This is a genomic window from Pseudorhizobium halotolerans, assembly GCF_902153235.2.
GTDB lineage: Bacteria > Pseudomonadota > Alphaproteobacteria > Rhizobiales > Rhizobiaceae > Neorhizobium > Neorhizobium flavum.
Map to the genome: position 1 here is coordinate 113,276 of NZ_CABFWE030000001.1, position 13,636 is coordinate 126,911.

The 13,636-nt window shown below is 62.4% G+C and carries 12 protein-coding genes; all 12 read right to left on the reverse strand.

Annotated features, from left to right (window positions below; genetic code table 11):
• Positions 1 to 4 precede the first annotated feature (4 nt).
• A complete protein-coding gene (locus FN060_RS00560; protein WP_142586426.1) occupies positions 5 to 502 on the reverse strand; it encodes a cytochrome b in 498 nt (165 codons plus the stop codon).
• Positions 503 to 619: 117 nt separating this feature from the next.
• Positions 620 to 2,026, reverse strand: a complete 1,407-nt coding sequence (gene lpdA / locus FN060_RS00565; protein WP_142586427.1) for a dihydrolipoyl dehydrogenase — start codon at positions 2,024 to 2,026, stop codon at positions 620 to 622.
• Between the two features lie 58 nt (positions 2,027 to 2,084).
• A complete protein-coding gene (locus tag FN060_RS00570; RefSeq protein WP_142586428.1) occupies positions 2,085 to 2,726 on the reverse strand; it encodes a LysE family translocator in 642 nt (213 codons plus the stop codon).
• 11 nt (positions 2,727 to 2,737) lie between these two features.
• Positions 2,738 to 3,151, reverse strand: a complete 414-nt coding sequence (locus FN060_RS00575) for an MAPEG family protein (RefSeq protein ID WP_142586429.1) — start codon at positions 3,149 to 3,151, stop codon at positions 2,738 to 2,740.
• Between the two features lie 25 nt (positions 3,152 to 3,176).
• Positions 3,177 to 4,421, reverse strand: a complete 1,245-nt coding sequence (odhB, locus tag FN060_RS00580) for a 2-oxoglutarate dehydrogenase complex dihydrolipoyllysine-residue succinyltransferase (RefSeq protein ID WP_142586430.1) — start codon at positions 4,419 to 4,421, stop codon at positions 3,177 to 3,179.
• 49 nt (positions 4,422 to 4,470) lie between these two features.
• Positions 4,471 to 7,470, reverse strand: a complete 3,000-nt coding sequence (locus FN060_RS00585) for a 2-oxoglutarate dehydrogenase E1 component (RefSeq protein ID WP_142586431.1) — start codon at positions 7,468 to 7,470, stop codon at positions 4,471 to 4,473.
• Between the two features lie 201 nt (positions 7,471 to 7,671).
• A complete protein-coding gene (sucD, locus tag FN060_RS00590; RefSeq protein ID WP_142586432.1) occupies positions 7,672 to 8,577 on the reverse strand; it encodes a succinate--CoA ligase subunit alpha in 906 nt (301 codons plus the stop codon).
• Positions 8,578 to 8,594: 17 nt separating this feature from the next.
• Positions 8,595 to 9,788 (reverse strand): ADP-forming succinate--CoA ligase subunit beta, encoded by a 1,194-nt coding sequence (sucC, locus tag FN060_RS00595; RefSeq protein ID WP_142586433.1) that lies wholly within the window; start codon positions 9,786 to 9,788, stop codon positions 8,595 to 8,597.
• Between the two features lie 31 nt (positions 9,789 to 9,819).
• Complete coding sequence (gene mdh, locus FN060_RS00600; RefSeq protein WP_052640373.1) at positions 9,820 to 10,782, reverse strand: malate dehydrogenase; 963 nt, start codon at positions 10,780 to 10,782, stop codon at positions 9,820 to 9,822.
• Positions 10,783 to 10,944: 162 nt separating this feature from the next.
• Complete coding sequence (gene zapE, locus FN060_RS00605) at positions 10,945 to 12,123, reverse strand: cell division protein ZapE (RefSeq protein ID WP_142586434.1); 1,179 nt, start codon at positions 12,121 to 12,123, stop codon at positions 10,945 to 10,947.
• 27 nt (positions 12,124 to 12,150) lie between these two features.
• A complete protein-coding gene (locus FN060_RS00610; RefSeq protein WP_142586744.1) occupies positions 12,151 to 12,675 on the reverse strand; it encodes a protease inhibitor Inh/omp19 family protein in 525 nt (174 codons plus the stop codon).
• 168 nt (positions 12,676 to 12,843) lie between these two features.
• Positions 12,844 to 13,623 carry a succinate dehydrogenase iron-sulfur subunit gene (locus tag FN060_RS00615; protein WP_077549344.1) on the reverse strand — a complete coding sequence of 260 codons (780 nt, stop codon included), beginning with the start codon at positions 13,621 to 13,623 and terminating at the stop codon, positions 12,844 to 12,846.
• Between the last annotated feature and the right edge of the window lie 13 nt (positions 13,624 to 13,636).

The following is a 13,636-nucleotide window of genomic DNA, read 5'->3' on the forward strand; positions in this document are numbered from 1 at the left end:
GCGCCTAACCGACCGTCATTCGCTTCATGACGTTCGTCTTCCAGTAGAACTGGTGCGCCAGCACGCCCAGAACATGAGCGACGATCAGAAGCCACAGGAGCGCCTTCAGCGGTCCCCCGTGAAAGTCGCCCGCCTGCTCGTTACCGAGATAGTAGGCGCCAGCGCCGGTCAGCGGCAGGACCAGCAGCAACACGTAGAGCAGTCCGTGCGCGGCCTTGGCAGCGATCCGGAAGATCGGCGGCTCCTCCACGGGCAGTGCCGGGCTCTTCATCGTCAGCCGAAGCACGATCCGCCAGACGGTAAGCACCGCGATCAGGATGCCGGCATAGGCGTGAAGGTTGGCGCTCGCCACCTGTTCGGCGGTCGCCGCACCCGTCTCTCGAACTGCGCGGCTCCACTCTTCCATACCTTCCGGAAGGAGAAGGTTGAAGAAGACCAGAGCGACGACCAGCCAGTGCAGGATGCGTTGGGAAACAGAATAGGAAACAGTGTTGGAAGCCATTGTCTTGCCTTTCGTCAAAACGTTGCGCGGCAATTGCTTCCGGATGTTAAAGGCCGCAGCCTGCGTGGCAAGCTGCGGCCTCCAAGATGAAGAAGATTTAATCCTTGTCTTGCGTTTCTACATGTGGAGCGGCTTGAAGAAGGTGGCGAGGGCTGCCTCCTTCACCGCTTCCGACATGGTCGGATGCGCATGGCACGTCCGGCCGAGATCTTCCGACGATCCACCGAACTCCATCAGCACGGCGATCTCGTGGATCATCTCGCCGGCGCCGAAGCCGACGATGTGACCACCGAGCACGCGGTCCGTCTCCTTGTCGGCGAGGATCTTCACGAAGCCGTCCGTCACCTGCATCGCGCGGGCACGGCCGTTCGCCGTGAAGGGGAACTTTCCGACCTTGTAGGCCACTCCAGCCGCCTTCAGCTCTTCCTCTGTCTTGCCGACCGAAGCGACTTCCGGCTGCGTATAGACGACCCCAGGAATGACGTCGTAGTTCACATGGCCATGCTGACCGGCAAGGATTTCCGCGAGCGCCACGCCTTCGTCTTCTGCCTTGTGAGCAAGCATCGGACCCTTCACCACGTCGCCAATCGCATAGATGCCATCGACATTCGTCTTGTAGTGCCCGTCAATCTCGACCCGGCCGCGATTGTCGAGCGCCACGCCCGCCTCTTCGAGGCCAAGGCCTGCCGTATAGGGCTTGCGCCCGGTGGAAATCAGCACGACATCCGCCTCGATCGTCTGCGCCTCGCCGCCCTTCACAGGCTCGAACGTGACCTTGGCACCGGCGCCGGACTTTTCGACCCCGGTCACCTTTGCTCCCAGGTTGAAGGTCATTCCCTGCTTGGCCAGCATGCGCTGGAACTGCTTGGAGACCTCGCCGTCCATCCCGCCGAGGATGTTGTCCAGGTATTCGACGACCGTTACCTTGGCACCGAGGCGCATCCAGACCGAGCCGAGTTCGAGGCCGATGACGCCCCCGCCGACCACGACCAGATGCTGCGGCACCTTGTCCAGCGCGATCGCGCCGGTGGAGGAAACGATCACCTTCTCATCGATCTCGACATTGACGCCGGGAATGCCGGCAACGTCGGAACCAGTGGCGATGACGATGTTCTTCGTCTCCAGTTCCTGGGTGCTGCCGTCCTCGGCAGTCACCGCGACCTTGCCGGCCGCAACGATCTTGCCGGTTCCGATCAAGCCGTCGATCTTGTTCTTCTTGAACAGGAACGCGACGCCGTCGACGTTCGACTTCACGGTCGCATCCTTGTGCGCCATCATCTTCTCGAGGTTGAGCTTCGGAGCCGGTATCTCGACGCCAAGCGAATCCATGCCGTGGGCGGCATGATGGAACATCTCCGAAGCGTGAAGCAGGGCCTTGGAGGGAATGCAGCCGACATTCAGGCAGGTGCCGCCATAGGTGGCACGCTTCTCGACCACGGCAACCTTCAGCCCGAGTTGGGCCGCCTTGATGGCGCAGACATAACCACCGGGTCCGCTTCCGATTACGACGACATCATAAGCCATGTTCTAAATCCTGGTTCTGTTTCTGGCGGCGTCACCGCCGATCTTTCGAGAATGGCCCTCAGGCCGCTTTTTCAGTCGCAAGCTTGATACCGAGCGCGATGAACACCACGCCACTGGTCCGGTCGATCCATTTGCTGGCGCGCGAGAACGCCGAGCGCATGCGCGGCGTGGTCATGAACGCGCTCACGCCCACGAACCACAGAATGAGGCAGGTTGCCATCACCATGCCGTAGCCGAACTTGATCGCCATCGGCGTGTGGGCGCTGACGACGGTCGAGAAGATCGACAGGAAGAAGAAGACCGCCTTCGGATTGAGTGCGTTGGCGGCGAAGCCAAGCATGAACGCCTTGGAAGCAGTCTGACGTCGAACAGCGCCGAATTCGGTCTCCGCCGAGATGGTGATCTCGGTCCTGCCCGCCCTCAGTGCCTTCACGCCGATATAGATCAGATAGGCAACCCCCAGCCATTTGACGATATTGAACAGGTAAACCGACTGGGACACGATCAGCCCGAGCCCGAGGATGGTGTAGGTGACGTGGAGCATCAGCGACGCTCCTATGCCGAAGCTCGTGATGATCGCCTGCCGCCGGCCGTGCACCACCGCCTGCCGCATCACCATGGCGAGGTCAGCGCCGGGCGAAACGATGGCGAAGGAGAAAATGGCCATCAGCGAGATCAGTTCGATGAAGTAGGCGTGCATGACGCGATCTCTCAGAACAAAAGCGTTGCCATCATGACGACGAGACCAACAACGCTCATCAGCCATGCGAGCGAGCGGATGTAAGGCACGCCTGCCAGGTAGAGCGGGATGTAGACGATGCGGGCGAGGAGCCAGGTCCATGCGCCGGCGACGCCGATACCCGACGGATCACCCATGAATGCAAGCGCGAGGAGAAGCCCGATGAATGCAGGATAGGTTTCCTGGAAGTTCTTCGACGCGCGGGCGGCCCGCCCGGGAAGAACACCCTGCGGCTGCCGCTCCTCGTCGCGCGGTCCGGCATTCCAGGCCGATCCAAGCTCCCGCGTCGCCAGCATGCCCTGCAGCAGGACATGGAAGAACAACAGGGCAACGCTCAGGCAAAGCAAGATCACCAGATGGGTGGCGTTTGCCGAGGCGGGGTCCATGCTGCTCTTCCCTCTTCTTCAGACCTTACAGGTCGAGAACCAGGCGCTCCGGATCTTCCAGGCTTTCCTTGACGCGCACAAGGAAGGTCACGGCCTCCTTGCCGTCGACGATCCGGTGGTCATAGGAGAGCGCGAGATACATCATCGGACGGATGACGACCTGGCCGCCGATGGCGACCGGACGCTCCTGGATCTTGTGCATGCCGAGAATGCCGGACTGCGGCGCGTTGAGGATTGGCGAGGACATAAGTGAACCGTAGACGCCACCGTTCGAGATGGTGAACGTACCCCCCTGCATGTCGGCCATGCCAAGCTGTCCGTCACGCGCCGCCTTGCCGAGGCGGCCGATTTCCTTCTCGATCTCTGCGATCGACATCTGGTCCGCATCCCGCACGACCGGGACGACAAGGCCCTTGTCGGTTCCGACGGCGACGCCGATGTGGCAGTAATTCTTGTAGATGATGTCGGTGCCGTCGATCTCTGCATTGACCGCCGGCAGCTCCTTCAGCGCGTGCGTGACGGCCTTGGTGAAGAAGCCCATGAAGCCGAGCTTCACGCCGTGCTTCTTCTCGAAGATGTCCTTGTAGCGGTTGCGCAGGTCCATCACCGCCTTCATGTCCACCTCGTTATAGGTGGTCAGCATGGCAGCAGTGTTCTGTGCGTCCTTGAGGCGGCGTGCGATCGTCTGGCGCAGGCGCGTCATTTTCACACGCTCCTCGCGTCCCGCATCTTCGGTCGTCGACGGCGCGCGTGCGGCCTTCGGAGCCTCGGTGGATGCGGCGGGAGCCGAAACGCCCTTGGCGACGGCGGCGATCACATCGCCCTTCAGAACCTGCCCGCGCTTGCCGGATCCTTCCACCTGATCGGCAGACAGATTGTTTTCGGAAAGCATCTTGGCGGCGGCGGGTGCTGCCGGCATGTCGGAGCTGCCCTTGGCGGCTGGTGCCGGCTCGGCGGTCTTGGCAGGAGCCGCTTCGGCGGCCTTGGCAGGAGCTTCGGCCTTGGCAGGAGCAGCAGGTGCCGCACCGGCGGCACCTTCGGCGATCTGGCCGAGAAGTGCGTCGAGCCCGACGGTCTCGCCGTTCTGTGCGACAATTTCCGTGAGCACGCCCGAAGCCGGTGCCGGAACCTCGACGGTAACCTTGTCCGTCTCGAGCTCGACCAGCGGCTCGTCCGCTTTCACGGTATCGCCGACTTTCTTGAACCAGGTGCCGACTGTTGCCTCACTGACGGACTCGCCGAGGGTAGGGACGCGGATTTCGGTGGCCATGGAGTGTTTCCGTTTCTCTAGAATGTCGATCTTGTCGCTGGCGGCCAGATCAGCCGCCAAGCGCGTCTTCGAGGAATGCTTCGAGCTGGGCGAGGTGCTTCGACATCAGGCCCGTCGCGGGCGATGCCGCGGCAGGGCGGCCGGTGTAGCGGACGCGCTGGTACTTGGCATCGATATGCGCCAGCACCCACTCCAGATAGGGGTCGATGAACGCCCAGGCGCCCATGTTCTTGGGTTCTTCCTGGCACCAGACCATCTCCGCATTGCGGAAGCGGGACAGCTCGTTGATCAGCGCCTTCGCGGGGAACGGGTAAAGCTGCTCGATGCGAAGCAGGTAGACGTCGTCGATGCCACGCTTCTCGCGCTCTTCCAGCAGATCGTAGTAGACCTTGCCGGTGCACATGACGACACGACGGATCTTGGCATCCTTCTGCAGCTTGATCGGACCGTCCTTGATGACCTCCGCATCGTCCCATAGCAGGCGATGGAAGGCAGATTCACCGGCCATCTCCGCGAGGGTTGACGTCGCCCGCTTGTGACGCAGCAGCGACTTCGGCGTCATCAGGATCAGCGGCTTGCGGAAGTCGCGCTTCACCTGCCGGCGCAGGATGTGGAAGTAGTTCGCCGGCGTCGTGCAGTTGGCGACCTGCATGTTGTCCTCGGCGCACATCTGCAGCCAGCGCTCTAGGCGGGCAGACGAATGCTCGGGGCCCTGACCTTCGTAACCGTGCGGCAGCAGGCAGACGAGGCCCGACATGCGCAGCCATTTGCGCTCACCCGACGAGATGAACTGGTCGAAGACGACCTGCGCGCCGTTGGCGAAGTCGCCGAACTGCGCTTCCCAGAGCGTCAGCGCGTTCGGGCGCGCCAGCGAATAGCCATACTCGAATCCGAGCACCGCCTCTTCGGAGAGCATCGAGTTGATGACCTCGTAGCGCGCCTGTGTCGGCGCGAGGTTGGAAAGCGGGATGTAACGCTCTTCCGTCTCCTGATCATAGAGCACGGAGTGACGCTGCGAGAAGGTACCGCGCTCGCAGTCCTGGCCCGAGAGGCGGATCTTGGTGCCCTCCACGGCCAGCGAGCCGAAGGCCAGCGCTTCCGCCATCGCCCAGTCGATCCCCTCGCCCGTTTCAACCATCTGGGCGCGGTTTTCCATGAAGCGCTTGATCGTGCGGTGCGCGTTGAAGCCGTCCGGGATTGTCGACAGCTTGCGGCCGATCTCCTTTAGCTGCTTCATCGGCACGGAGGTCTTGCCGCGGCGCTGCTCGTCGGCATTGTCGGCAGAGCGCAGCCCGGACCAGACGCCATCGAGCCAATCAGCCTTGTTCGGCTTGTAGGTCTGGCCGGCCTCGAATTCCTGTTCCAGGTGAGCGCGCCAGTCGGCCTTCATCTTCTCGAATTCGCCATCGGTGATCAGCCCTTCGGCGATCAGTCGTTCGGCGTAGAGCTGGGCTACGGTCTTGTGCGCGCGGATGACCTTGTACATCTTCGGCTGCGTGAACGCCGGCTCGTCGCCTTCGTTGTGGCCGAAGCGGCGGTAGCAGAACATGTCCACGACAACCGGCTTGTGGAACTTCATCCGGTATTCGGTAGCCACCTTGGCGGCATAGACGACGGACTCCGGATCGTCGCCGTTGACGTGGAAGATCGGCGCTTCGATCATCTTGGCCACGTCGGACGGATAAGGCGACGAGCGCGAGAACGCGGGGTTCGTCGTAAAGCCGATCTGGTTGTTGATGATGAAGTGGATCATCCCCGCGACGCGGTGACCGCGCAGACCGGACAAGCCGAGGATTTCGGCCACGACGCCCTGGCCCGCAAAGGCAGCATCGCCATGCAGCAGCAGCGGCAGAACCTTGGCCCGTTCGTTGAGCGGGATGATGCCGTCCTTGTCGAAGGTCTTGGCCAGCATGTCCTGCTTGGCTCGCGCCTTGCCCATGACGACCGGGTTGACGATCTCCAGGTGCGAGGGGTTCGCGGTCAGCGACAGGTGCACCTTGTTGCCGTCGAACTCGCGGTCGGAGGAAGCGCCGAGGTGATACTTGACGTCGCCCGAGCCTTCGACGTCGTCCGGCTTGAACGATCCGCCCTTGAACTCGTGGAACACCGCGCGATGCGGCTTGCCCATGACGTTCGTCAGCACGTTCAGGCGGCCACGGTGGGCCATGCCCAGCACGATCTCCTCCAGCCCTTCCTGACCGCCGCGCTTGATGATCTGCTCGAGCGCCGGGATGAGCGATTCACCGCCATCGAGACCGAAGCGCTTGGTGCCCTTGAAGCGCACGTCGAGGAACTGCTCGTAGCCCTCGGCCTCGACCAGTTTCTGAAGGATCGCCTTCTTGCCGTTCGGCGTGAACTCGACGCCCTTGTCGGGCCCTTCGATCCGCTCCTGGATCCACTGCTTCTCCTCGGGATTGGAGATGTGCATGAACTCGACGCCCATGGTCGAACAGTAGGTCCGCTTCAGGATGTCGAGCATTTCCGGGATGGTCGCGTATTCCAGCCCGAGCACGTTGTCGATGAAGATCCTGCGATCATAGTCGGCTTCCGTGAAACCGTAGGAGGTCGGCGAAAGCTCGTTGTAATCTTCGACCGGGATGGCCAACCCGAGCGGATCGAGCTTGGCGTGCAGGTGGCCGCGCATGCGATAGGCGCGGATCATCATGATGGCACGTACGGAATCGCGGGTGGCCTGCAGCACTTCGGCCTCATTGACGACCGTGCCGGATGCGGCAGCGGCGGCCTCGGCTTTCGCCTTGACCTTGCCCTCGACCGCCTTCTCCACCATCGGCCAGTTGCCGTCCAGCGCGGCAACCAGGTCACCACCCGGGGTGACCGGCCAGTTCCGGCGCTGCCAGGACGCACCGGCTGCGGCCTTCTTCACGTCCTCCGGGTTGTCGGCGAGCGCCTTGAAGAAAGACTGCCATTCCGGCCCAACCGAATTGGGGTTCTCCTCGTACCGGGCATAGAGCTGCTCGATATAGGAGGCATTGGCGCCGTCCAGGAAGGAGGTGATGAGAAACTGCTCGTTGGCTTCTTGCCGTGCCATGGTTCTACTGCGGACGCCGCGTCCGCCTCCTGACATAATTGAAGGCCGGAGACTGGGCGCCGGCCACCGCCATCAAACTGCAATCGCCGGCGCAAGGCCGGCATACCGCGTCTACCGACGCTGAACCCGGGCCGGCGACGCATGTTCCTCGTCGCCGGCCCGAAGCGTTATCCGATGCGGTCAACGCATCGCTATGTGGCCTCAGCCCTTGAGAACTTCAACCAGCGTCTTGCCGAGGCGCGCCGGGGATGGCGAAACCTTGATGCCGGCCGCTTCCATGGCGGCGATCTTCGATTCCGCGTCACCCTTGCCGCCGGAAACGACAGCGCCGGCGTGACCCATCGTGCGGCCCTTCGGAGCCGTACGGCCGGCAATGAAGCCTGCCATCGGCTTCTTGCGGCCCTTCTTGGCTTCATCAATCAGGAACTGGGCCGCGTCTTCCTCAGCCGAGCCTCCGATCTCGCCGATCATGATGATCGACTGCGTCGCTTCGTCGGCAAGGAACATTTCCAGCACGTCGATGAACTCGGTGCCCTTGACCGGATCGCCGCCGATGCCGACGGCCGTCGTCTGGCCGAGGCCTTCGTTGGAGGTCTGGAACACGGCCTCATAGGTCAGCGTGCCGGAGCGGGACACGATGCCGACGGAACCCTTGCGGAAGATCGAGCCCGGCATGATGCCGATCTTGCATTCTTCCGGCGTCAGGATGCCCGGGCAGTTCGGGCCGAGCAGGCGCGACTCCGACTTGTCGAGCTTGGCCTTCACCCGCACCATGTCCATGACCGGGATGCCCTCGGTGATGCAGGTGATGAACGGGACTTCAGCCTCGATCGCCTCGATGATCGCGTCCGCGGCACCCGCCGGCGGAACGTAGATCACGGTCGCGTCGGCGCCGGTCCGCTCCTTGGCTTCGGCAACGGAGGTGAAGATCGGCAGCGAAGTGCCATCGACGCCCGACGACCAGGATTCGCCACCCTTCTTCGGGTGCACGCCACCAACCATCTTGGTGCCGTAGTAGGCGAGCGCCTGCTCCGTGTGGAAGGTACCGGTCTTGCCGGTCAGGCCCTGGACGATGACCTTGGTGTCTTTGTTGACGAGAATAGACATTTTGCGGTCCTTCCAGGTTAGGCTTCGATCGCCGCGACGATCTTCTTCGCCGCATCGTCAAGGTCGTCAGCCGCAGTAATCGCGAGGCCGGATTCGTTCAGGATCTTCTTGCCGAGCTCGACATTGGTGCCCTCGAGACGCACGACGAGCGGAACCTTCAGGCCGACTTCCTGCACCGCAGCAACCACGCCTTCCGCAATCACGTCGCAGCGCATGATGCCGCCGAAGATGTTGACGAGGATGCCCTCGACCTTCGGGTCGGCCGTGATGATCTTGAAGGCGGCCGCCACCTTCTCCTTGCCGGCGCCACCGCCAACGTCGCAGAAGTTTGCCGGCTCCTTGCCGTAGAGCTTGATGATGTCCATCGTCGCCATGGCGAGACCGGCGCCGTTGACCATGCAGCCGATGTTGCCGTCGAGGGCCACATAGGCGAGGTCCCACTTGGACGCTTCGATCTCCTTGGCGTCTTCCTCGGTCTCGTCACGCAGCGCCCGCACATCGTCGTGACGGAAAAGCGCATTGCCGTCGAAGGAAACCTTGGCATCGAGAACGCGCAGATGACCGTTCTGCATGACGATCAGCGGGTTGATCTCGAGCAGTGACATGTCCTTCTCGGAGAAGGCCTTGTAGAGGATCGGGAAGAGGGTCTTCGCATCTTCGGCAGCAGCGCCCGTCAGTTCGAGCGCCTTGGAGATCTTCGACACGTCGTCCGCCGTCACGCCCGTTTCCGGATCGATGGCGATCGTGTAGATCTTCTCCGGCGTGTCATGCGCGACCGCCTCGATGTCCATGCCACCCTCGGTAGAAACGACGAAGGCGACGCGGCCAACGGAGCGATCGACCAGCAGCGAGCAGTAGAGTTCGCGAGCGATGTCCGCACCATCCTCGATGTAGAGGCGGTTGACCTGCTTGCCGGCGTCGCCGGTCTGGGCGGTCACCAGCGTGTTGCCGAGCATGTCCTTGACGTTGGCTATGACTTCGTCGACCGACTTGGCGAGACGGACGCCGCCCTTCGCGTCTGGACCCAGTTCCTTGAACTTGCCCTTGCCGCGGCCGCCGGCATGGATCTGGCTCTTGACCACGTAGAGCGGGCCGGGCAGCGACTTCGCTGCAGCTTCCGCCTCTTCGGCCTTCATAATGGCCACGCCTTCCGCGACCGGCGCACCGTAGCTCTTCAGGAGAGCCTTGGCCTGATATTCATGGATGTTCATCAGCTTGTCCTTGGATGGTTGGCTGGTGCGATTACTTGAGTGCCGGAGCGATGTTGATGCAGGCCTCGCAGAGGCCGGCGACCGCGCCGACGGACTTCTGGAAGGCCGCTTCTTCGTCCTTGTTGAATTCGACTTCGATGACGCGTTCGACGCCGCCGGCACCGATCACGGTCGGCACGCCGACATACATGTCCTTGACGCCGTATTGGCCGGTCAGGTGAGCAGCGACAGGCAGGACGCGCTTCTTGTCCTTGAGGTAGGATTCAGCCATCTCGATTGCCGAGGCAGCCGGGGCATAATAGGCGGAACCGGTCTTCAGCAGGCCGACGATCTCGGCGCCTCCGTCGCGGGTGCGCTGGATGATCTGCTCGAGACGCTCCTGCGTCGTCCAGCCCATCTTCACGAGATCCGTCAGCGGAATGCCGGCGACGGTCGAGTAACGGGCGAGCGGCACCATGGTGTCGCCATGGCCGCCCAGCACGAATGCGGTAACGTCCTGGACCGAGACGTTGAATTCTTCGGCGATGAACAGGCGGAAGCGCGCGGAGTCGAGGACGCCCGCCATGCCGACCACCATGTTCTTCGGCAGGCCGGAGAACTTCTGCAGCGCCCAGACCATGGCGTCGAGGGGGTTGGTAATGCAGATCACGAAGGCGTTCGGTGCATACTTCTTGATGCCCGCGCCGACCTGTTCCATGACCTTGAGATTGATGCCGAGAAGATCGTCGCGGCTCATGCCTGGCTTGCGGGCCACACCGGCTGTGACGATGCAGACATCAGCGCCTTCGATGGCGGCATAGTCACTGGCACCGGTCAGCTTGGCATTGAAACCGTCGACCGGCGATGACTGCGCGATGTCCAGCCCCTTACCCTGCGGGATACCGTCGGCAATATCGAACAGGACGATGTCGCCCAGTTCCTTGAGGCCGGCCAGATGCGCCAGCGTACCGCCGATCATGCCGGAACCAATAAGTGCGATCTTCTTGCGCGCCATAAATAGCTTCCTCTCGCGATCAAAACCTGTTGGCTGAGACGGCTCGCGGCCCGCCAATATGCCCACCGCCATACCGACAACCGCTGAAATTGGCAACCGGTTCTTTTGGCTGCAGCATTTTCAATCGGTTAGATCATCATTATCTTACGTAAACGTAAGAATTTAAGGCTGTCCAGTGGCGTGGTTGCGGTGCCGCCGGCGATGAAGCGCGGCGTAATCGGCACTGCGCATCTCGAAGAGACGGGAAACTGTCCGGTCGAACTCAAAACCCTCCGTGCCGCGTTTCTCCGCGAGCAGCTGTTCCGGTTGGGCGGCCGCGGAGACGTAGAGACGTATGGCATTGTCGTAGAGCGTATCGACGAGATTGATGAAGCGCTTCGTCTCGTTGCGCTTTTCCGGGCCGAGCTGCGGCACGCGCTCAAGGAAAACGGAGTCGTAGCGCTCAGCAATGGCGAGATAGTCGGCAGCACCCAGCGGGCGTTCACAGAGGTCCGCAAAGGAAAACCGGGCGGTCCGTCCGGCTGCCGCGGGGACCGGGATGGAGCGCCCCTTGCGTGGCACTTCGGACGGCGCCGTCTTCGCCCCGTCCGTTACCTGGTGCCAGGTCGCCTCCATCGTCGCATCCGCCTGGGGACCAAGCGGCGTGACATAGACGGGCAGGTTTGCCAGCTTCTGCATCCGGTAGTCGGTCTCGGAGTCCAGCGTCGTGACCTCGACATGCCTGCGAAGGAGATCGATGAAGGGCAGGAACAACCCTCGGTTCAAACCATCCTTGTAGAGGTTTTCGGGCGCGACATTGGATGTGGCAACCAGCACGCAGCCGAGCGAGAAAAGCTCCGTGAACAGACGCGCGAGGATCATCGCGTCGGTAATGTCGGTGACGGAGAACTCGTCAAAGCAGAGCAGCTCCGCTTCCGCATAGATCGACGCGGCGACGGGCGGGATGGGATCAGGATCCCGCACCTCGCCGTTCTTCACCTTCATGCGATGCTCATGGACCCGGCCATGCACATCCGCCATGAACTCGTGGAAATGGGCGCGCCGCTTCCGGTCCGTCGCTGCCTGCTTGAAGAACATTTCCATAAGCATGGTCTTGCCGCGGCCGACGCTGCCGTGGATGTAGAGCCCGCGGATCGGCTTGGGCCGTCCGCTGCCCTTGGCAAACAACCAGCCGAGCGCACTCTTCTTCTTGGCAGGCCGAGCATCACGGAGGTCGCCCAGAACCCGGTCCAGCTTGGCCGCCACGTCCAGCTGGGCACGGTCCGGCGTCAGCTTCCCGGCCTCCGACAGGGCCTTCAGCTCCTCTACGACGCTGTGCGTGTAGTCGGGGATTACGTCCATGAAGTGCTGCGGCGTTCCCTGCGCCGCTTAGCGGCTCAGGCTGACCGGTTGGCCCGAATTGGTGGTGCCGTCGAAGCGGTTCTCGGCCGACTTGTAGACGCGACCGATCGTATTGCCGGAACGATCCTTGAACTGCACCATCTTGCCCGACACTTCCCAGGATCCCATGGTCGTGAGCTCTCCCGCACAACCGCGAGTGCCGCCGCGCGAACCGCTGCCGAGATTGGTGAGCGTCAGGAACATGTCGCAGGAGGAACCGGCATAGGAGACGCGCCAGTTGCCGACCATCTGCTCCTTGGTGACATCGAGCGCGGTCGCCGGAGCGGCCGAGGCATTCGGGTCAAGCGCGGCGGTTTCCTGCTGCGGAGCCGTCGGGAACTGGCTTGCACCACCCGGCGGCGGCAGCTGGTTGGACTGTACCGAGGGGACGGGCTGCGCCTGCAGGGGAGCGGGCTGTGACGGCAGATTATCGTAAGGGCTATAGGAAGTACGCTGGCAACCCGCCAGGGCGACGGCGACTACCAAGCCGGTTGCGACATATCTGAACTTCATCATTCACTCCGATCTTTGCCTGCTGCCGTTGCTATGGATGAAAGACGGCGGAATTATCGCGAAGAGCTGTCTCAAATCAAGACAGGGCGGAACTCTCCGCCCTGAGATGCCCTTGATGCGGAACATGGGCCAGCGCTGCTCAACATCAAGCAATGACCCCGCATTTCCCTAGAGGCGGCGCTCGACCATCATCTTCTTGATCTCTGCGATCGCCTTGGCCGGGTTCAATCCCTTCGGACAGGTCTGTGCGCAGTTCATGATCGTATGGCAGCGGTAGAGCCGGAACGGATCCTCGAGGTTGTCCAGACGCTCGCCCTTCGCCTCATCGCGCGAGTCGATGAGCCAGCGATAGGCCTGCAGCAGGACAGCCGGGCCGAGATAGCGGTCGCCGTTCCACCAGTAGCTCGGACAGGAGGTGGAGCAGCAGGCGCAGAGAATGCACTCGTAGAGCCCGTCGAGCTTCAGCCGGTCCTCATGGCTTTGCTTCCACTCCTTTGCCGGCGGCGGCGAAACCGTCTTCAGCCAAGGCTCGATCGAGCGGTGCTGGGCGTAGAAGTTCGTCAGGTCCGGCACGAGGTCTTTTACCACCGGCATGTGCGGCAGCGGGTAGACCTTCACCGTGCCGTTGATGTCGTCCATGCCCTTGGTGCAGGCCAGCGTGTTCGAGCCGTCGATGTTCATCGCGCAGGAACCACAGATACCCTCACGGCAGGAGCGGCGGAGCGTCAGGGTCGGATCAATGTTGTTCTTGATGTAGAGAAGGCCATCGAGCACCATCGGCCCGCAGTCGTCGATGTCGACATAGTAGGTGTCGATCCGCGGGTTCTGGCCGTCGTCCGGATTCCAGCGATAGATCCGGTACTCGCGAAGATTGGTGGCGCCGTCCGGCTTCGGCCAGACCTTGCCTTCGGTCATCTGCGAGTTCTTCGGTAGAGCGAGTTCAACCATGTCCGGGTCCTCT